Consider the following 19371-nt stretch of genomic DNA (forward strand, 5'->3'; position numbering starts at 1 on the left):
CACTGCAATCCCTTCATCCATTAGCTATGTTTCTGATATGTTCGCGGCGAGGAGACGCGTCTTGAAGAAGGTGACGGATAACCAACTGAATGGCGAACTGGGTGAGACGGTGGTCAAGGCCACAGTTCTGGGGCTCGGACACGTCTTCGACGGCCGCGGTCGGCTGGAAACCGGCGTCGACGGCACCATAGAATTCCGTGACCCCCAGACGGGCAAGATGACCGGCAAGATGGTCGCGGTCCAGGTGAAGACCACGGCTAACTCACTCTACACCGCCGAAAGCGATGCCGGCTTCGAATATCTGATGAAGATGGCGGACGTGGACTATTGGCGCCAGACGAGCCTGCCGGTCGTGATCGTTCTCTATCGCCAGTCCGATCAATCGCTCTTTTGGAAGAGCGTGGCGGCGAGCGTGCCGGGAGAGGAGCGTCGGCTGATCTTCGACAAGGCGGCCGACAGATTCGATGCGGCGGCGATGGACAGGCTCGCTGCCGTCGCAGTCGAGAAGGGCCGGCTGGGCGTCTTTATCCCGCCAATGCGGACCGGCGAACCTGCGCATCTCAATCTCATGCGGATCGGTATGCCGGACGAGATATTCGTTGCGGACTCGCCTTTCGCTTCCGGGCGGGACGCGGTGCCCGCGCTACTGCGGGCTGACGGCCACTACTTCGACTGGGTGATCCGGGGGCGCCGGTTCGTCTCTTTTCGCGACCCGCGCGGCACCGCACTGGAAGCCATCATCGACGTAGAGACCGTCGAGGCGGTGGATACGGAACTAATCGCCGATAGCGACGACCACGATGACGAGATCGTGATGATTGAATTGCTGAGGCGCACGATGGCGGAGCAGTTCGCACATGAGCTGCACTACAGCAGCAAGGGCCGGATCTTCTACTTCAAGGCAGAGGATCGTCACCAAGCACGCCGCTACCACTACCGATCCCTGCGGGAGGTCACCTCGGCGATGGTGGTTCAGGTCTATCCGTACAAGAAGGGTAAGCGGGTCGGGCAGATACACAGCGTTCGCCACCATGGCTTCTCGCCACGCTTCGAGCGCATTGGGAGCGAATGGTTTCTGTCCATCTCCCCGACATTCGCCTTCACCGAAGATGGCTTCCGTCCACATCGTTTCGCCTCCGACCTGCTGTCGGGCAAGAAGCGGAAGGACCGGAATGGCTCGATCCGTGGCCAGTTCTTTCTTTTCCGGTTCCTTTTGTCAGGCGCTGAACTGAGTTCCGCTTCCACATTGGATCTCTTCGGTGAGCCAGAGGCCGAGGCGCGTGCCCCGTCCGTGCTGATGTTCGAGGCCATCGAACCGGTGGTGATGGACGCGGCCGTCCCGGAGAGCGCGTGGGCGACATCAGACCCGAACGCGAAAAAGATGAAGGCTGAAGCCGAAGATGGCCCGGTGCAGATGGAGATGCCGCGATGAAGTTCGAGACGCGATGTATCCCGGAGCCCGATCTGGAATTCGGCGAAGGCGGGCTATTCATCGATCCGCGCGTGGGTCTGATGCGCTACGGGCCCCTCCAGCCCAAGCCGGGCGAGCTGATCCGCATCGGCGTCATCGGCACGACAGATACGGTCGAAGGATTCTCGCGTTACGTCGACAGCGCGATGCTCGGCATTGAGGGCGTCAACGACACGCTTGGCAATCTCCATCCTGGATTCCCGGGGTTGGGGAACGACAACCCTTTCCGATGCAAGTTCGAGGTGCCGGAGGAGGCCAAGAAGACGATCCTGTCGTCCGATCTCAAGGCGGTGCTGGCGATCCGCAAGCACGAGGACGCGGTCAGGGCCTGCGTGGATCTGCTCATCAACCAGGCCCGTGTCCTGCTGGAAGGGACATCCCGTCCGGAGGTGATCGTCGTAGCGCTGCCGAAGTCTGTCATCGAGAAGGTGGTGAATGCCGACGGGGCGTTGCGGGAGGATCAGGACGACGAGGAGCCCGATGATGATGAAGTCGGGCCGACCGAGCTCAATTTCCGCGATCTTTTCAAGGCGCGCGCTCTCAGTCTTAGCGTGCCGACGCAGATCGCTTGGCCTTCGGTATGGGACGAGGCCTTCAAGCTGCCGCACAAGCTGAAGGGTACGGAGCGCAAGGTTCAGGATCCGGCGACGCGTGCGTGGAACATCCTGAACGCGATCTATTACAAGGCAGGACGCGTACCGTGGCGCCTGCCGAAGGTCGGGGACTGGACGACAAGCTATCTGGGCATCGGCTTCTATCGCGATCTTGATGGGCACCGGCTGTGGACCAGCACCGCCCAGATGTTCGATGAGAAGGGCAAGGGCCTGATCCTACGCGGCGCCCGGGCCCGTACCGATCGACCTGGGAAGCATCCGTATCTGGCGCGTGAGGATGCCTATGACTTAGTGAAGCGCGCCCTTGATGCCTATTACGAACATCACCGGACCATGCCGGCCCGGATCGTCATCATGAAGACGTCCCGCTTCGAGAAGGGTGAGGCTGCCGGCTTTGCCGAGGGCATTGCCGAGATGCGCGTGGCGATGACCGACATGATATGGGTGTCGGAGGGTGGCCATGTGTCGCTGCTGCGCGAGGGTGATTATCCGCCGCTGCGCGGCAGCTTTGTCCAGGTGGGCAAGAACGGTGTGCTCTACACCCGCGGAAGTGTCCCGTATTACGGTACCTATCCTGGTGCCCGGGTGCCAAACGCACTCCAGTTACGCCCCCATGAGGATAATGAGACGTCGCTGGACAAGATCGCGGCTGAGGTTCTGGCGCTCACGAAGATGAACTGGAATTCGACACAGTTCGATCAGGCCTTGCCGATCCCCATCCGCGCCGCGAGGGAAGTTGGCAGGGTCCTGCGGCATGTCAGCTATTCGGAACGCGATCAGTCTGATTTTCGATACTATATGTGACACCGGCTCTTAGCCTGTCTTATTCAGCGGTGGGGCTTTGAGGGTTGGCGGGAGTGGCGTAAGCCTTTGGCTTGCTGTAGGAAATTGGATGTCTAGACCAACCTGCAGCGAGGCAAAAAATGCCACAGGCCACACCCGCCGAGAGCCACGATAGCGCGGCGGTGATTTCGTTTCCAGCGGTGTTGCGCAAGAAGGTGACGGGCGCCTTCGACGGAGGGCGACTGACTTCGGACGGTGGTGTAGTGCTGCTGGCCCAGGCCGAGCGGGAGATGGGTATCTGCAAGCGCCTTGCCGCCTGCATCGCCGACCCGCGCGACCCTGCGCGGGTGATCCATAGAGTGGATGATATCCTGCGGGCGCGGGTTCTGGCGATCGCCTGCGGCTACGAGGACGCCGACGACCTCGACGCCCTGCGTGACGATCCGGGGTTTCGCCTGGCGCTGGGTAAGTCGCCGGAGGCAGGGGTCGGTCTGGCGAGCCAGCCGACGATGAGCCGGTGGGAGAACGCCCCGACCACGCGCGAACTGGCACGGATGATGATTGCGATGGTCGGCATCTACTGCGCCAGCTATTCCAAACCGCCCAAAGCGGTGACGCTGGATATCGATGACACCTGCGACGTCGTGCACGGCTACCAGCAACTTTCGTTCTGGAACGGTCACCATGGCGAGCGATGCTTTCTGCCGATCCACGTGTACGATACGGCGACGGGCCGCCCCGTCGCCATGCTGCTGCGCACCGGCAAGACGCCCTCGGGTGCGGAGGCCGCCGGGCACATCCGGCGCCTCGTGCGGCATATCCGCCAGCATTGGCCCGCTACGCACATCACCGTCCGTGGCGACGGGCATTATGGCAGGCCCGAGGTCATGGCCTTCTGCGAGGCACATGGCATCGACTATGTCTTCGGCCTTCCCACCAACGCCGCCCTGCGTGCCAATCCCGACATCGTGGCCGCCGCCGATGCCTGTGCCGTCCAGCGTGCCGAGGAAAACCGGGTGGTGCTGCGCAGCTATGCCGAAATCCGCTATGGGGCGAAAAGCTGGAAGTGTCAGCGCCGCGTCGTCGCCCGGATCGAAGCCAGCACCTTGGGCATGGACATCCGCTACGTCGTCACTTCCCTGGCAGAAGGCTCGGCCGAGCACATCTACGACAGCCTTTACTGCGCCCGTGGTCAGGCCGAAAACCTGATCAAGCGGCACAAGAGCCAGCTCAGCAGCGATCGAACTTCATGCCGATCGGCCAACGCAAACCAGATGCGGCTGATCCTGCATACCGCCGCCTATTGGCTGATGTGGCGCATCCAGCAGGCGATACCCAAGACAAGCGCGCTCGCCGCCGCCGAGTTCGCCACGCTGCGCCTGCGGCTCCTCAAGGTCGCCGCCCGCGTGATCGAAACCGCAACCCGCATCCGCATCGCCTTCGCGTCAGCCTGTCCCGAGGCCAGCACCTTCCGGGCCATTGCGGCCGCCTTCAGGCCTGCCCCGACATAGCCGCCCCGGCCGCACGCCAGAACCGCTCCCTCCAACTCGCAAGCCTATCAAATATCCGCGGTGAAATAGACGCAGCGAAATCCCTCGTCCTGATCACATACAGGCTGGCACCGAAAAACGCGGACCGCCGAAGCGAACAACGTCACGAATAATCCGGGTTAGATGACGCTCGCCAAGACACATGTTGATGAAAATTTGAGATTTATGCCGGTAGGCGCATCTGAGTGGAGGTGCGGATGAAAGCCTACAAGATTGACGAATTCGGTGTGAAGGAGGTCGACGCTGATCCCGACGCGCTTCTTGACGGCGAGGTGACTTGGGATTGCGTCTCCGTCGATGAGCAGCACGACATATGGGTCGATGATTTCGGGCTTTCGAACCCCGACGCATATTTCGCCGACATCGGCGATCGACCAAACATTCCGCTGCCAGTTTATGTTTTCGGTGCGCAAGGCGAGAATACGGTGGCTGCGACGCTTGATCTCGATGCGGTGATCGCGATGACCCGACTGCATGAAGCCCCGTACGATGCGACCCATGGCCTTCCGATGCTGGCGATGGACGTAAAGATGGACGCCGAAGGTCAGTTGCAGCCGTGGCGTGCGGTGCTTGCCTTTCCCAGGACCATTCATCGATATCGTGAATATCTGATGCGACTGCCCGATGGGTGTTGATTTCCACTGAGAGTTGACCCGGGAGGGGCATAAGTTTCCACTGAGAAGTGACCCATGTTTTGACTTCCCTCTGGCTGATTGGTCGGAGGATTCAGGAGTGATCGACATGGCGTTATTGAGTGTAATCCGGCGCTGGCATTTCCGGCAGCAGGTTCCGATCCGGGAGATCGAGCGGCGCACTGGTTTGTCGCGCAACACGATCCGCAAGTACCTGCGGGCGGACACGGTAGAGCCGCAGTTCAAGGTTCCCGAGCGGCCGAGCAAGCTGGACCCGTATGCGGAGAAGCTGTCAGGCTGGCTGCGGATCGAGGCTGGCAAGTCGCGCAAGCAGCGGCGCACGGCGAAGCAGATGCACGCCGATCTCGTGGTCCTGGGCTATAACGGCTCATACGGGCGCGTTGCGGCCTTCGTGCGGACCTGGAAGGCCGATCGTCAGCGCGAGCAGCAGACCAGTGGTCGCGGCACGTTCGTGCCGCTGGTCTTTGCGCCGGGCGAGGCGTTCCAGTTCGACTGGAGCGAGGACTGGGCCTTGCTGGGCGGCAAGCAGACCAAGCTGCAGGTGGCGCACACCAAGCTGTCACACAGCCGCGCCTTCACCGTCCGAGCTTATCTGCTCCAGACTCACGAGATGCTGTTCGACGCTCTGACCCAGGCCTTCCGGGTGCTGGGCGGCGTGCCGCAGCGCGGGATTTTCGACAACATGAAGACCGCGGTTGATCGGATCGGCACGGGCAAGGCTCGGCAGGTCAACGCGCGCTTTGCCGCGATGGCCAGTCATTACCTGTTCGAGCCCGAGTTCTGTAACCCGGCTTCCGGTTGGGAGAAGGGACAGGTCGAGAAGAACGTGCAGGATGCACGGCGCCGGCTGTGGCAACCCATGCCCAGCTTCCCCGACATCGATGCGCTCAACGTCTGGCTCGAGGAGCAGTGCATCGCGCAATGGGGTCAGATCCAGCATGGCGTCCTGCCCGGCACCATCGCCGATGTGCATGCCGAAGAGGTCGCCAGTCTGATGCCGCTGGGCCGGCCCTTCGATGGCTTCGTCGAGCACACCAAGCGGGTATCGCCGACCTGCCTGGTCTCCTTCGAGCGCAATCGCTACAGCGTGCCAGCCTCTTTCGCCAACCGGCCGGTGAGCCTGCGGGTCTACCCTGACCGGCTCGTCATCGCCGCCGAGGGCCAGGTCCTGTGCGAGCATGGCCGGATCATCGAGCGGTCCCATGACCAGCCAGGGCGGACCATCTATGACTGGCGGCATTACCTGGCGGTGATCCAGCGCAAGCCTGGCGCCCTGCGCAACGGCGCGCCCTTTGCCGAGATGCCCGAGGCCTTCCGGCAGTTGCAGGGCTTCCTGCTCAAGCGCCCCGGCGGTGACCGGGAGATGGTGGAGATCCTCGCGCTGGTCCTGCAACATGATGAGCAGGCGGTGCTCTGTTCCGTCGAACTGGCGCTGGAAGCTGGCGTGCCGACCAAGACCCATATCCTCAACATCCTCCACCGGCTGCTCGACGGCAAGCCAACCAGCATCGCCGCCATCGATACCCCACAGGCGTTGAGCCTGCGCCGGGAGCCGAAGGCCAATGTCGCGCGCTATGATACGCTGCGCGGGAAGGATCTGCGTCATGCGTCATGATCCCGCCAGCGCCGCCGTCATGGTCATGCTGCGCTCCCTCAAGATGTACGGCATGGCCCAGGCCGTCGCTGACCTCATCGAGCAGGGGGCACCCGCCTTCGATGCGGCCATCCCCATCCTCTCCCAGTTGCTCAAGGCCGAGATGGCCGAGCGCGAGGTTCGGTCCATCGCCTACCAGATCAAGGCGGCCCGGTTCCCGGCCTACAAGGACCTGGCCGGCTTCGACTTCGCTTCCAGCGAGGTCAACGAAGCCATGGTCCGCCAGTTGCATCGCGGCGAGTTTATCGATGGCGCCCATAACGTCGTCCTGATCGGTGGCCCCGGCACCGGCAAGACGCACGTCGCCACCGCACTTGGCGTCCAGGCGGTCGAGCATCACCGCAAGAAGGTCCGCTTCTTCGCCACCGTCGACCTGGTCAACGCGCTGGAACAGGAAAAGGCCATGAACAAGGCAGGCCAACTGTCCGAACGGCTCCTGCGCCTCGACCTCGTCATCCTCGACGAGCTCGGATACTTGCCGTTCAGCCCGTCAGGCGGCGCGCTGCTGTTCCACCTGCTGAGCAAGCTTTACGAGCGCACCAGCGTCGTCATCACCACCAACCTCAGCTTCAGCGAATGGGCTGGCGTGTTCGGTGATGCCAAGATGACAACGGCTCTGCTGGACCGGCTCACCCACCACTGTCACATCCTCGAGACCGGCAATGACAGCTTTCGGTTCAGGGCCAGCGCCGCGGACCCCAAATCACGAAAGGAAAAATAACCCGCTTGACCCACCACCCGCATAGCGGGACATACCTTCCAACCGGGTCACTTCTCGATGAAAATCCCGGGTCAACTCTCAGTGGAAATCAACAGACATGAGGTTCTTGGGAATGCCCAGCGCCTCACCGATCTCGTGCTGCAGCATGCCGTCACCGTCATGCGTGAGTAGAAGCTCGAAGGTCCGCCACCGGGTCTGCTGGCCCAACGCGGAAAGGACGGGTAAGGAAGGTGTAACCATAGTTCATAGGTAAATGAACATTGAACGAATGTCCAGCCCTTGGTTACGGTCGGCGCCATCAAATTGATCCGCTTCGGCGGCATTTTCCGGAATTCTAGGCCACTGACTCACATTGGGACACGCCGCACACGGAATTATCACACAAGTCTGTATTTTATCGTTCAATAGACATTGAACATTGAACTTTATTATACTAAATGGTGCCTGCGCAGTCGAAACCGCTGAGCGGCGCGCCAACGAGGAGGGGAACGGGAGCCGGCGGCATCGAAGGAGTGTATTACATGCATCTGTGCAATCGCCAGACCGCCAGCACGTTGAACCCTGGCATCTATGATATAGAGGATCCGTTGGGAATGGACGAGGCCGGCGACCTCGTCGTCACGACCACCCGCCGCGCGATCTCGCGCATCGCCTTTGTCGCCGCGGAGACGGCGTCGCGCTTCGAGCGCGAGTCCATCGAGCATGATCCCATGGCCTGGCTCTTCGCACCCCGCCGCATCTTCGAAGGCCAGGCAGCGATCGACGCGTGCCTCGAGCGCAACGACTTCCAACGTGCAATCCTGCTTCACGGTCTTTCGCTCGGGCTGGATGCCGATCGCGAGGAAATCGACGACCTGCTCGACGACGATGAGGACGAGCTATCGTCCTACCACCTGGACCCGGCGATCGCGCAATATCGGAGCAACGCCCAGATGCGTCTCTACTCTGCGACGATCGACCATCAGCTCGCAGGGAAGATCCAACACGGCTTCCACGCCTCGATGGCGTCGTCGATGGGTGAGTTCCGCTCCCGCGTGGCCGACATCTTCGGGACGGAGATCGTAAACCATGCGGTGCTTCGCGAGGGCGTGAACCCGAAGGTGCGCATGGTCGAGGGTCTCGTCGCTCCTGAGGTCCTAGAGACACTGGTCTCGGTCCCGAGCTATTCCGGCCGCCGCGTCGCGGTGACGGCCGAACGCATCGTCGAGCTCGACTCCTGATGTCGGCACCGGTCGGGGGATCGACCGGCCTTGAGTGGATGAAGCGCGTGGGCGACGAGGTCCGCGTGCTTCATCGGCTCAGGATAGAGGAGGGGGACACCGGTCTTGGCGATCCTATGGCACCCAACGTCGGCGTGGTCGTCGACGTCGAGACAACCGGCCTCAGCGCCACCGACGACGTGATCATCGAGCTGGCGATGCGCCGGTTCCGCTGGGACGATGCCGGCCGGATCACGAACGTCGGAAGGCGCTGGTGCTGGCTGGAGGATCCGGCGCGGCCCATTTCCGATGAGATCGCGAAGCTGACCGGTCTGAACGACGGGATGCTCGCCGGACAGGAGATCGACGAGGGCGCTGCGCGGCGCATCCTGTCGAGCGCCACGGTCTGCATCGCGCACAATGCCTCTTTCGACCGTCGTCGGGTCGAGGCCCGGCTGGAACTGGAGGGCCTGCCGTGGGCATGCAGCTGCGCCGAGATACCTTGGCGCGACTTCGGCTTCGACGGGCGCAGCCTCGGCTATCTTCTTGTGCAGTCCGGCTTCTACAACGGTGCACACCGCGCGTCCGACGATGTGGACAGCACCATCGCCCTGCTGGCCCAGGAGGTGGCGCCCGGGCGGACGGCGCTGGCCGAGATGGTCGAGCGGTCGTTCGCCGACACCTGGATCGTGCGGGCGAAGGGCGCGGCCTTCGAGTTGAAGGATGCCCTGAAGGCGAGGGGATATCGTTGGGACGGCGACCGAAAGGTGTGGTGGCTGGAGGTCGCCGACCGCACCCCGGAGGAATGGTGGCTCGCCGGCAATGTATACGCGATGTCGGCGAACCCGAAGGCACTGGGACCTGAGTGGGTTAGGATCAGCAATCGTGAGCGGTGGCTAAACTGACCGCTCCGTCGGGCGACGATCTGGGGCTGCCCGGCTGGTAGGTCACCGGTCAGGGTCGGAGATGCTGGTGGGCGCAGGCTTCGCTACGCGGTTGCCATTCGTGGCGTGGCGGGCGTGGGTACTCGATCTAACTGGCGGACGGCGCCAATGGACGCCATCCGCCCAGCATCTAGATGAGCAGCATATCGTAGTGGATCGGCTGATGCGTATACATACCGTACAAGCTCATCTGATCGATCTCATGCTGATAAAACGTCTGATCGAACGAACATGACGTAATCGCGGGAGCGCCGGCCACGGGCCATGTGCACGAGATTAGTGGAAGGTTGGTTGCCCCCCGATAAGATGAAGAACGGGCTCACGATTTTGGACCGGGCCCAGCATCAAATGGAGGACAACCGTGGATCAGCATATAGGACTCGACGTCTCCTTAAAAGATACTTCGATATCGGTTCGTCAGGATGGCAAGCGCGTTTGGCGTGGCAAGTGTGCATCCGACCCAAAGTTGCTCGCAGAAATTATTCGCAAGCGCGCGCCGAATGCAAAGCGTGTGGTATTTGAGACCGGACCGTTGTCAGTCTGGTTCTACCATGCGCTCATAGCGGAAGGCTTGCCAGCGATCTGCATAGACGCGCGCCATGCCAAGGCTGCTCTGGATATGGCTGCCAACAAGACCGATGCGAACGACGCTGACGGTCTGGCGCACTTGGCTGAGGTCGGTTTTTATCGGGAGGTTCGCGTCAAAGGCTTCGACAGCATGTTGATGAGGACGCTGATTGCCGCCCGCCGCCAACTTATGAAGATGCGAGTGCAGATGTCGAACCAGATACGCGGGCTGATGAAGACGTTCGGGCTGGTCGTACCCAAAGGCGCCGGCAGCGTCTTTGAGCGCAACGTTCTGACGCTTCTGGAAGCCGAAGACGATTTGTCGCGCATCATTCTACCGCTCCTTAAAGCTTGGGGCGATATTCGGCTTCGCGTTGCGGAGTTGACCAAGCAGCTGGTCGCGATGGCGGGCACGGATCAACGCTGCCGCCTGCTCACTTCAGTGCCTGGTGTGGGAACGGTCACCGCCACGGCCTTTGCAGCAGCCGTAGAGGATCCGATCAACTTCAAGAACTCGCGCGCTGTAGGCGCCTGGGTCGGTCTAACCCCGAAGCGATATCAGTCGGGAGAGGTTGACTATGAAGGCCACATCTCGCGTCGCGGCGACGCAAAGTTACGCACCTTGTTGTACGAGGCGGCTTCGGTCATTTTGAACAGGTCGACGGAGACGAACACCTTGCGCACCTGGGCTCTGGCGCTGAAGGAACGGCTCGGTTTCAAACGAGCCGCCGTCGCCCTCGCGCGCAAACTGGCAGTCATCATGCATGCGATGTTGAAGTCGGGCGAGCTGTTTGATCCCAATGCTGGAGCCGCCGTGCCTACTTGATCTACATCGGCACACCTTCACCAGCACATCTAACGTTTCACTGATAGCGTCCTTTGAGGACGCGCCGAGCCGTCCCTGCCGGGACGCGGCTGAGATCATTCCGCGAAGCGGGAAGCAACTGCCCTCGTGAGCAGATTGCGTCACGAACATAGGAAGATCTTGCCTACGGAACACATCCTGCGGCGATCAACTTGCGTCGACCGCGTAGACGACCCTGTACCCGGCATACGCATGGCTTCAGTTATAAACGATTTGATTTGGCTGGCTTGACAAAGGGGCGATTAGACGACCCGCATAGCTGTCGAATGGCATCGAATCGGCAGATGCCGCTGCGGCACTCGGCGTGTCAGGGTAGAAGATCAACGTGTCGTCAGCTTGAGTGCTCGCGAGCGATCCAAAATCCAAAACGTCTTGCTCGGAAATGAGGTAGAAGGGGCCTTCGCCAGTTGACGAGACTTCGACCTCCACAAACTCGGGATCCGGCTTCGGGGTCATGTCGAAGCCGCTGAAGTCGAAGCCCTGGTCATCGACTATGCGAAAGTCTGCTGTATCGGCGGCGGCGCGGGCGCCCCGAATGCCCTCAGGCGACACGGTGCCATTCCTCGTGATGATGCGCTCGACCGAATGAAGATAGTTAGTGAAGCTCCCGTCCTTCGCCGTGACGACATGCCACTCTCCAGTGGTTCCGAAGGTGAGCTGGCTGAGGCTGTAGGAGGCGAGGTTCAGGGTATCTACGCCGCCATCACCCCAGATATAGTTCTTGCCGCTTGCGTCGAAAAATAAGTCGTCCCCCTCACCACCGTGGAGCTCGTCATCGTCTGTCGAACCATATCCGCCATCGATGCGGTCCTTGCCGGCGCTCCCGTAGATCTTGTCATTGCCGGATCCACCAATCAGCCAGTCTCCCTGTAGGTTCGGATCGCCGTTCGTGGCTCCGTACAGCTTGTCATCGCCTTCACGGCCGTTCAGGATGTTATGATACCCCGTCGATAACGACTGAGATGATCCACCTGCATGGATGATGTCAACGAGGTGACCGCCAATTATCTCGTCGTTGCCGCGGTTTGTTCCGGTTATCGCGTTGTCTATGTTTGCCCTAAGGTGTGTCTTGATAGCAACGCCGTCTTTGGAGAAGTCGAACTTCTCGATGCTTACTAAGGTGGCGCCATTTACGATTCCGCCGCCGATCTTATAGGAATATCCGGGCGTGTCGTCTTCCCAGTTTATGCTGACGTAATCATTTAGGGCGTAGGCACTCTCGAAGACAATCTTATCTGTACCGATGCCGCCATCGATGACTGACCCATTTATACCTGCCACGACGCGGAATGTGTCATCGCCTCCCTCGCCATAGGCGTTCCCCTTGCTCACGGTGATGTCGTCGTTGCCTCCTCCCCCGCGGACCGCGATGCGCGAGGTGCTCGACAGCTTAATTATGTCAACCTGAGAGGATCCGATGATGAGGTTGGGGCGATCATACACGTGCCCAACGTTCGTGCCGGTTTCACCGATCTCGATGCCGGACGTCAATAATGCAGCGAAGCTGATGGTGCCGCTGATTGCTCCGTTGACGCCTCGGAAGGTGTCGCCTCCAGCGGCGGCCAGGAATTCGTCGCTACCGCCATTCCCGTAGAACGTATGGCCTTTGCCGTCGGCCACGAATACGTCATTCCGCTTGGTGCCGACGAACCCTTTGATGCCGACGAAGGTATCGAGGACGCCGTCATGTTCTACGCGGCCCAGTCCATCGTAGACTGTGATGCCCTGCGACCTGTCCCCGTAATAGGCGATGGTGTTGTTTGATCCGCCTTCGAGGTGGTTCTGGCCACCGCGCCCGATCAGGATGTTGTTTCCAGCGCCGCCGTACAGCTTGTCGTTCGCGTCAGTGCCAACGAGGATGTCATCTCCGCCATTGCCATGAAGTATGTTTTCCACCAGCCCAGACGCGATGACCATGTCGTTGCCTGACCCCGCCATGAGGATGTCGCCATGTGCGCCTCCGCCACCAACCAGAATGGTCGACAGGCTTGCCGCCGCATCATCGATGGTCAGCCAGTATGGCCTCTCTGTGCTACCGTTGGCCGTGGCACCGACGTATTGATAGATCTGTTCCCAGTCCTCTCCCTCCGGTATCACACCTGGTTTCAAGCCTACTCCGATTGCGACGTCTGCTCCAAGGCCAGTCATTCTAACAAGCGGGCTGAATGCAAGACCCGCTATTGAATTTGCCGCCTTCCACCCATTGATTCCGATATCTAATGAGCTCATTAGGTCACGGTTCATCATATCAGAGGCGAGCAGACTGATCCGATCGTCTTTATAGATTCCGTTGGCAGTAGGGAGTATGTAAGAACCAGAGCTCTTCACCTCTGTAAGCTCGATATAGTGGTCGTACGCGAACTCACCGACCTCAAACCCTACGTTGTGAAGGACTTTGGTTAGAGAGTATATGCCATCAGTTGCGATGTAGGTTGCTTTGGTCGTGTCGGAGCGCGTCATGTCGAAGCCGACCTGCGCGTCGGCATCGTTGATGTATGAGGCGATGGCGTGAAGCCCGGATGAACCCTGCCCGTTCCACGCCTCGCCTGCATGTCCGTATCGCTGGAATACGTCATCCTCTTCGAAGGATCCAGCAACCTTGTTGTAGATCGCGTTCTCCGCGAAGATGGAAAGCTCCTCTCCAAAATAAAATCTGTTGGGAGCTGCATTCCACTCGAAAATGAGGTGAAAAACCTCATGGAAAAGCACGCGGGTGAGGCTCGCGACATCTGTTCCGGTGTAAGTATAGAGTTCCTTCCCATCGTCAATAATCGTCGGATCAACGAGCAGAACGTGAGTGTAGTCTGAAATTCCAACCTGGTTTTCAGGTCCCATGCCCGCGTCGTACACATACCCCGGACCGTAGGTTTTGTCCGCAAGGTTCAGAAGGGTTCCGACGCCGGTCCGACCAACCGGCACCGGATTGCCGTTCGGTTGGATTGTCGTAAACATCACGTTGACGTCATTACCCAATGGTAAATAGGGTTGTACCGCCGGGTGGGTCAGGATCTTATCGAGAACCCCTGCGATCTTCGCGCGGGTTGCAGTATCCATGCGCGGGTCGGCACCGAAGGTAATCACTCTCAATCTCCGTTTTTGTGAGCAATGCTCGCTCTGGCCACCGACGCATCGCGGATTGACAGCATCGAGATCCCGCGTTCCCCTGATCTGATGAACATGAACGCCTTCTTCGGCCTTCCTTGGACATCGCAACTGAAGGTCGCCGCAGGAATATGACCGACATAGGGTTCATTGCAGGCATCTAGGAACGTAAGGCTGTTCTGCTGGTCGAGATCAGGCTCGGCAGCGAAGATGTACGTGGGAGCCTTCATGCCCTCGATCATCTCGACGACCGTCTTCGTGGGCGTTCCGAAGCCGGAGGAGGCGGAAGGAGTACCAGCGAAGTAATAGTCTATCCCGGTGATCACTTGAGCCCCGGCCACGTCGGACGAATATAGCGCTACCGCCTCTCTTCCAGGCTGCCCCCATTTGTGCAGGTGTGTTGCAAGATCTCCCGCCCTGGTTTCTGGGGAAGTGAAGCGCGATGCCGAAAATCGCTTCCGCAAGGCCTTGCGGGACATTTTCGGAGTCTGCGAGCCGAATGAGACCACAACACCCCTTTGCGACAGTATCCCTCCCGCCTCGTCGGCGGGCATGCCCAAGTGCACCCCACGCACCGAAAGGCTTCGCACCCAATCTTCCGTGACGTACGGACCTGCAATGTTTTGGGTCGTCAGAAACCATGGTTCAGATGATCCCTGAACACGGGACGGCGCATCGCTGCATGCCGTCGTAGCGACTGCTAGAATGGCGATTGACAGCATGTAGGCGGACGAGTGTTTCACCTATGGGTTCTAGGATCGTCGGTGCCGCCCACCAAGCGGTTCAGCTCTGATTGGCGCACATTTCCGCATGCGCAATTGACGTGCCTCGCGGGGTTGCCGTGCAGTTGTCTTTGCCCTTCTCTCGCACCCGAGAAATATTGTTCAATATATCTTGAACAATAAGATTGTTCAACCATCTATGAACGATCCCGGCCGGCCATTCCCGGCACCATGCTTTCCAGGAGGTTCGCAACGATGTCGACCGCAACAAACGGGCCCGCACATGCGGGTTCCGCGCGCTTCCTGCCGTTCGTCTCCGACGCGTCCGACGGGCTCTCGACCGTGTCGCTGCTCCGGCGTCTGCCGGACGACACCTTCGCGTCCGTGTGGTCGCACGAATGTGCGCCCTTGGCTGCGCGCGCGATCGGCGAGTGGATGTGGTCGCAGCCGGAACAGTGGCGGTACTGGGGGCAGCTCGCGGTGCGTCTCGGCGACGCCGTGGTCGGCCCGATCATCCTCGACGCTGCAACCGAGGCGGCCGTGATGCAGGCGAAGGAGCAGCGCCGCGAAGAGGAACGGCGGCTCGAGGAGGAGCGGCTCGCCCAGGTGATCACGCTCTACTCGTTCGATCCGAAGAAGGGGCGGCCGGCACTCGGTCTGGAACGTGGCTGTGATGACGCACCGTTCTGGAAGATGAAGTTCAACGAGAAGTGGGAGCGGGACCGGGTCGTCGACTATCTGCGCTGGCAGAAGCCGCGCTTCGTCGACCTTGATGCCCATTTCCGGGAGCGTGGTGCGCTTGAGCTGGAACGCCTGATCCTGTCGGAGATGCGGGAGGCCGAGAAGCGGGCGAGGACGCTGGGCATCAGCAGCGGCGGGCGTCGTCCCCTCAGGTTCTGGAGGGGCGAGGCATGAGCGCCGACGAACCCGTCCATCGTGACGCGGGCGGTAACTCGCGTGAGCCGGCCGGACCTGCCGGTGCGGCGCTGCCGGTGATCGTCCCGGATCAGCCCCGGCTGCCGGCGTCGCCGCATCCAGCCGTTCCGTTGCTCCAGGCGGTCATGCCGTTCTCCGAGCGCAGCGGTCTTGCTGGCGCCTTCGGTTGCGATGGGGCCTACGAACTGCGCGGTGGTGATCGCCTAGGTTCGACCGGCATCGCGTTCGACCTGGCGATGGACTGGCACCCGCAGCTGATGCGCGCGGTGGAGAAGGCCTGCGAGGATCAGCGCATCCTCGGGCGCGACTGGTTCGTCATGCCGCCGACCCTCCTGCTCGGGCCGGACGGGGTGGGGCGCACGCACATCGCGCGCCGGCTGGCGACGGCCGCAGGCGTGCCGCACGTCGAGTTCGACCTCGCGGATCCGCGCATCGGCCGGCACGAGGCGGCGCCCGACGTCCGCATGCCGCTCCCACCGTTCGTCGGCATGTGGATCAGCCGCTGCGCGAACCCCGTGGTCTCGGTCGTGAACGTCGACCGGGCAGGTCCTGTAGGGCTCGCCCTGCTCCAGCGTCTCGTCGATCCGCGCGTCAACGGCCGCGTCGTGGCATCCGCGCTCGCCGCGCAGTTCGACCTGAGTCAGGTCACCTGGCTGGTGCAGTCGGGCGCCGCCGACGCGCTGCCGGCCCGGCTGCACGACCTGCTAGTCGAGGTCGGGCTCGAGGACACGGAGATCGACGACGGGGCCTTCCTGAAGATCGACCTGATCGCCGAGGTCGTCGCCGACTTCGCGCTCGAACCACCGTCCCCGGCGGACGTGGAGGAGATCGTCGGGAAGCGCCACCCCCGCGGCTATCCCGCCCGGCACGTCGGCGTGGCTGAACTCTATGCGGACATCGCCCGTCGGCTTCGCCCAGGCGTCACCTGAACCCTGTCGGGCCCCGCTCGAGGGCGGCCCGATTTTCAATCCAGCTTCCGAACCTTTTCAACCGCAGCAAGGAGAAGTGAAATGCCTGTGCATAACGTCATGGTGCTGGTCGATGGCCGCGAGGTCGTCCTGCCGCACGACAGGCTCAACGGGCGTGAGGTGCTCGCCGCCGTGGGTGCCGATCCCGACCGCCGCGACGTGCTGATCCGCGACGATGGCGGCCGGGCCCGGCTGGTCGCGCCGGCCGACGAGATCGAGACCGAGGAGGGCGTAGTCGCCACCTTCCGCGTCCACCGCAACGGCGGCCTCTACCATCTGAAGGTGGACGGCCGGTCATGGGAGTGGGGCGCCCCCGGCATCTCCGAGGACTGCATCCGCGACATCGCGGACATTCCCGACGACGTGGGGCTGTTCCTCGCCAACGGCGGCGGCGAGCCGATCCGCCGCGGGTCGTTGATCGACCTGTCGACGGAGTGGGTGCCACAGGTGGTGTCGCATCAGGTGGCGCCCGAACGCTCGACCGTGCCCGTCGTGATCAACGGCCGCAGCCTCGAACTGGCGACGAAGGAGATCACGTACGACGACCTCGTCGGGCTGGCCTTCCCGAATGCCGGAGACGGCCGCGATCTCCTGCCGGCCAACCGCCTCTTCACGGTGACCTTCCGCAACGGACCGGCCGACCGCCCCGAGGGCAGCGTCGTGCCGGCCCAGACCCTTCACGCGATCCAGGGGACGGTGATCAATGTCTCGGCAACTGATAAGTCGTAATCCCGACCTCGCGCGGCTTGAGGCCGAGGGCTACGACGTGTCCGTCGAGGGTGGGTTCCTCGTCGTGCGCGGCGTGCCCTTTGTCGACGCGGCTCGTCGCGTCCGCAGGGGCCTCGTGATCTCGAGGCTGGATCTGGCGGGCGACCGCACGATCAAGCCCCGCGACCATTTCGTGTGGTTCGCCGGCGGAGAACCGTGCGATGCGCTCGGCCGTCCGATCGGGGAGATGGTGAACGGCCGAGCCCGTTCCAATCTCGGCGGTGGGCTGATCGGCGAGTACATGCTCTGCAGCCGGGCGGTCGGGGGCGAGTATCCCGACTTCCACGCCAAGATCACGACCTTCGTCAATCAGGTGACGGCGCACGTCCACGTGATCGACCCGACCGCCACCGCGCGGTCGGGTCACGTCGTGGCGGCGCCGGTCGGGCGCTCGCCCTTCGCGTACGTCGACACCGCCAGCTCCCGCCACGGCATCGGGGCGTTCTCCGACCGGCTCGCCGGGCAGAGCATCGGCATCGTCGGCCTGGGCGGCACCGGCGGCTACGTGCTCGACCTGGTGGCGAAGTGCCCGGTGTCGCGCATCCATCTGTTCGACGACGACCGGATGGAGCAGCACAACGCGTTCCGCGCCCCGGGCGCGGCGTCGATCGACGACCTGCGGGGGCTGCCGAGCAAGGTGGCGCATTTCGAGGCGATCTATTCGCGCATGCACGTGGGCATCGTGGCGCATGAGGAGCGGCTCGACCGCGCCAACCTGCACATGCTCGACCATCTCGACTTCGTGTTCCTGTGCGTGGACTCGGCGGCGTCGCGCAGCCTGTTGGTCGCGGAGATGGAGCGGCGCGGTTTGCCTTTCGTCGATGTAGGAATCGGCATGCAGGCGACCGCCGAGGGACTGCTGGGTACGGTGCGCGTCACCACCGTAACGCCGGACATGCCGCACGCAGGCCGTCCGCACCCGCGCATCCCGATGGAAGCCATCCTCGAGGACGATCCCTACGGTTCTGCCGCCCAGGTGGCCGATCTCAACTCCCTCGCCGCCACTCTGGCGGTGATGCGCTGGAAGCGCAGGGCGGGCTTCTATCTGGATCTGGCGGGCGAGCACCACAGCGTGTTCACCGTCGACGGCAACCACATTCTCGGCGAGGATCATGCCGTGGGTGCCGGGTCATGAGCCCGCGGAGCATGCCGGCGGGCGATCAGCGTCCCGAGCCGGTCATCGACGATCTTCTGGCCGCAGATCTGGTGGAGCTGCGCGCCCACGTCGCGGAGCGGCGCCTGCGCATGTTCAGGGAGTTCACCACTCGTCGGGTACGGCTCGCCTCGCCCCTGCTTCTCGACGTCTGTCGACCCGGCGAACTGGATGACGCGGCGTGGCGGATGCGCCCGAACGATCAATGGCCACTGATGCCGGTCAGTCTCCACTCCATCCGTGGCTGGTCGGCGAAGGCATCGGCCAAGGGACCCTATCGCGTAGCGGTCAGCTTCCTCGATCAGGACCCGATCGAAGTGGCAGACAGGCTGACGCTGAGGGTGACGGATCGCTCAGCACACATGACGCTGGTGATCGGCAGGGGATCGATTAGGACGATGGACACCGGGGGGGATCTCATGCTGCCCGGCCTGATGCCGCGCGAGCAGAGGGATGTGCTCGTCGGTGGGCCGCTCGACAGGGTCGTCCGTCACCCCGCCGTATCCGACCGGCCCTATGTGATCGGCGCCGCGTCGGTGGACGAGCGCCGCAACCGGACGCTGCTGCGGTTTGCGGCCGCGCCGGTCGAATGGCGGATGCCGTGGGCGCGGCCGTGGGAAAGTTTCAGATAGCGGGTAAGGATGCGCTTGCACTATGATGGCAGCCGAAGTGATGGCGGAGCGTCCGGCCAACTGGAAAAT

The 19371-nt window shown here is 62.1% G+C and carries 16 protein-coding genes; 14 read left to right on the forward strand and 2 right to left on the reverse strand.

Features of this window, described 5'->3' with window-relative positions; translation table 11 throughout:
• Positions 1-70: 70 nt before the first annotated feature.
• The 9 genes from sphantq_RS12575 (at position 71) to sphantq_RS12615 (ending at position 10982) form a co-directional block, all read left to right on the forward strand.
• Positions 71-1432: a DUF4365 domain-containing protein gene (locus tag sphantq_RS12575; RefSeq protein ID WP_272800228.1), complete on the forward strand. Its 1362-nt coding sequence runs from the start codon at positions 71-73 to the stop codon at positions 1430-1432.
• Entirely contained in the window at positions 1429-2889 is a 1461-nt protein-coding gene (locus sphantq_RS12580) for an argonaute/piwi family protein (protein ID WP_272798657.1), read from the forward strand. The genes sphantq_RS12575 and sphantq_RS12580 overlap by 4 nt, the downstream gene beginning before the upstream one ends.
• Positions 2890-3008: 119 nt before the next feature.
• The gene (locus sphantq_RS12585) at positions 3009-4379 is read left to right on the forward strand and encodes an IS1380 family transposase (protein ID WP_019052503.1); all 1371 of its coding nucleotides are present in this window, start codon (positions 3009-3011) and stop codon (positions 4377-4379) included.
• A 236-nt stretch (positions 4380-4615) separates the two neighbouring features.
• Positions 4616-5053, forward strand: coding sequence for a hypothetical protein (locus sphantq_RS12590; protein WP_272798658.1), 438 nt, complete (start codon positions 4616-4618; stop codon positions 5051-5053).
• Positions 5054-5159: 106 nt separating this feature from the next.
• Positions 5160-6686 (forward strand): IS21 family transposase, encoded by a 1527-nt coding sequence (gene istA, locus sphantq_RS12595; protein WP_066704330.1) that lies wholly within the window; start codon positions 5160-5162, stop codon positions 6684-6686.
• Positions 6676-7446 (forward strand): IS21-like element helper ATPase IstB, encoded by a 771-nt coding sequence (gene istB / locus sphantq_RS12600; RefSeq protein ID WP_066704332.1) that lies wholly within the window; start codon positions 6676-6678, stop codon positions 7444-7446. Before istA ends, istB begins: the two co-directional genes overlap by 11 nt.
• A gap of 593 nt (positions 7447-8039) precedes the next feature.
• Positions 8040-8666 (forward strand): hypothetical protein, encoded by a 627-nt coding sequence (locus sphantq_RS12605; protein WP_272798659.1) that lies wholly within the window; start codon positions 8040-8042, stop codon positions 8664-8666.
• Positions 8667-8713: 47 nt separating this feature from the next.
• Positions 8714-9550, forward strand: coding sequence for a 3'-5' exonuclease (locus tag sphantq_RS12610; RefSeq protein WP_272798660.1), 837 nt, complete (start codon positions 8714-8716; stop codon positions 9548-9550).
• 400 nt (positions 9551-9950) lie between these two features.
• A complete protein-coding gene (locus sphantq_RS12615) occupies positions 9951-10982 on the forward strand; it encodes an IS110 family transposase (protein WP_272798661.1) in 1032 nt (343 codons plus the stop codon).
• Positions 10983-11219: 237 nt separating this feature from the next.
• On the opposite strand, the gene sphantq_RS12620 is transcribed toward sphantq_RS12615, so the two are convergent.
• Entirely contained in the window at positions 11220-14102 is a 2883-nt protein-coding gene (locus tag sphantq_RS12620; protein ID WP_272798662.1) for a calcium-binding protein, read from the reverse strand.
• Positions 14103-14104: 2 nt separating this feature from the next.
• Positions 14105-14677 (reverse strand): hypothetical protein, encoded by a 573-nt coding sequence (locus sphantq_RS12625; RefSeq protein ID WP_272798663.1) that lies wholly within the window; start codon positions 14675-14677, stop codon positions 14105-14107.
• A gap of 423 nt (positions 14678-15100) precedes the next feature.
• On the opposite strand from sphantq_RS12625, the gene sphantq_RS12630 reads away from it, so the two are divergent.
• The 5 genes from sphantq_RS12630 to sphantq_RS12650 all read left to right on the forward strand — a co-directional run bounded on the left by sphantq_RS12630 (position 15101) and on the right by sphantq_RS12650 (position 19302).
• Positions 15101-15760, forward strand: a complete 660-nt coding sequence (locus sphantq_RS12630) for a hypothetical protein (RefSeq protein ID WP_272798664.1) — start codon at positions 15101-15103, stop codon at positions 15758-15760.
• Positions 15757-16710, forward strand: coding sequence for a hypothetical protein (locus tag sphantq_RS12635; RefSeq protein ID WP_272798665.1), 954 nt, complete (start codon positions 15757-15759; stop codon positions 16708-16710). Before sphantq_RS12630 ends, sphantq_RS12635 begins: the two co-directional genes overlap by 4 nt.
• A gap of 81 nt (positions 16711-16791) precedes the next feature.
• Positions 16792-17478, forward strand: a complete 687-nt coding sequence (locus tag sphantq_RS12640; RefSeq protein WP_272798666.1) for a multiubiquitin domain-containing protein — start codon at positions 16792-16794, stop codon at positions 17476-17478.
• Positions 17453-18652 (forward strand): ThiF family adenylyltransferase, encoded by a 1200-nt coding sequence (locus sphantq_RS12645; RefSeq protein WP_272798667.1) that lies wholly within the window; start codon positions 17453-17455, stop codon positions 18650-18652. Before sphantq_RS12640 ends, sphantq_RS12645 begins: the two co-directional genes overlap by 26 nt.
• 11 nt (positions 18653-18663) lie before the next feature.
• Complete coding sequence (locus tag sphantq_RS12650; protein ID WP_272798668.1) at positions 18664-19302, forward strand: hypothetical protein; 639 nt, start codon at positions 18664-18666, stop codon at positions 19300-19302.
• Positions 19303-19371 lie beyond the last annotated feature (69 nt).

Source organism: Sphingobium sp. AntQ-1 (genome assembly GCF_028538045.1).
In the GTDB taxonomy this organism is placed as follows: domain Bacteria; phylum Pseudomonadota; class Alphaproteobacteria; order Sphingomonadales; family Sphingomonadaceae; genus Sphingobium; species Sphingobium cupriresistens.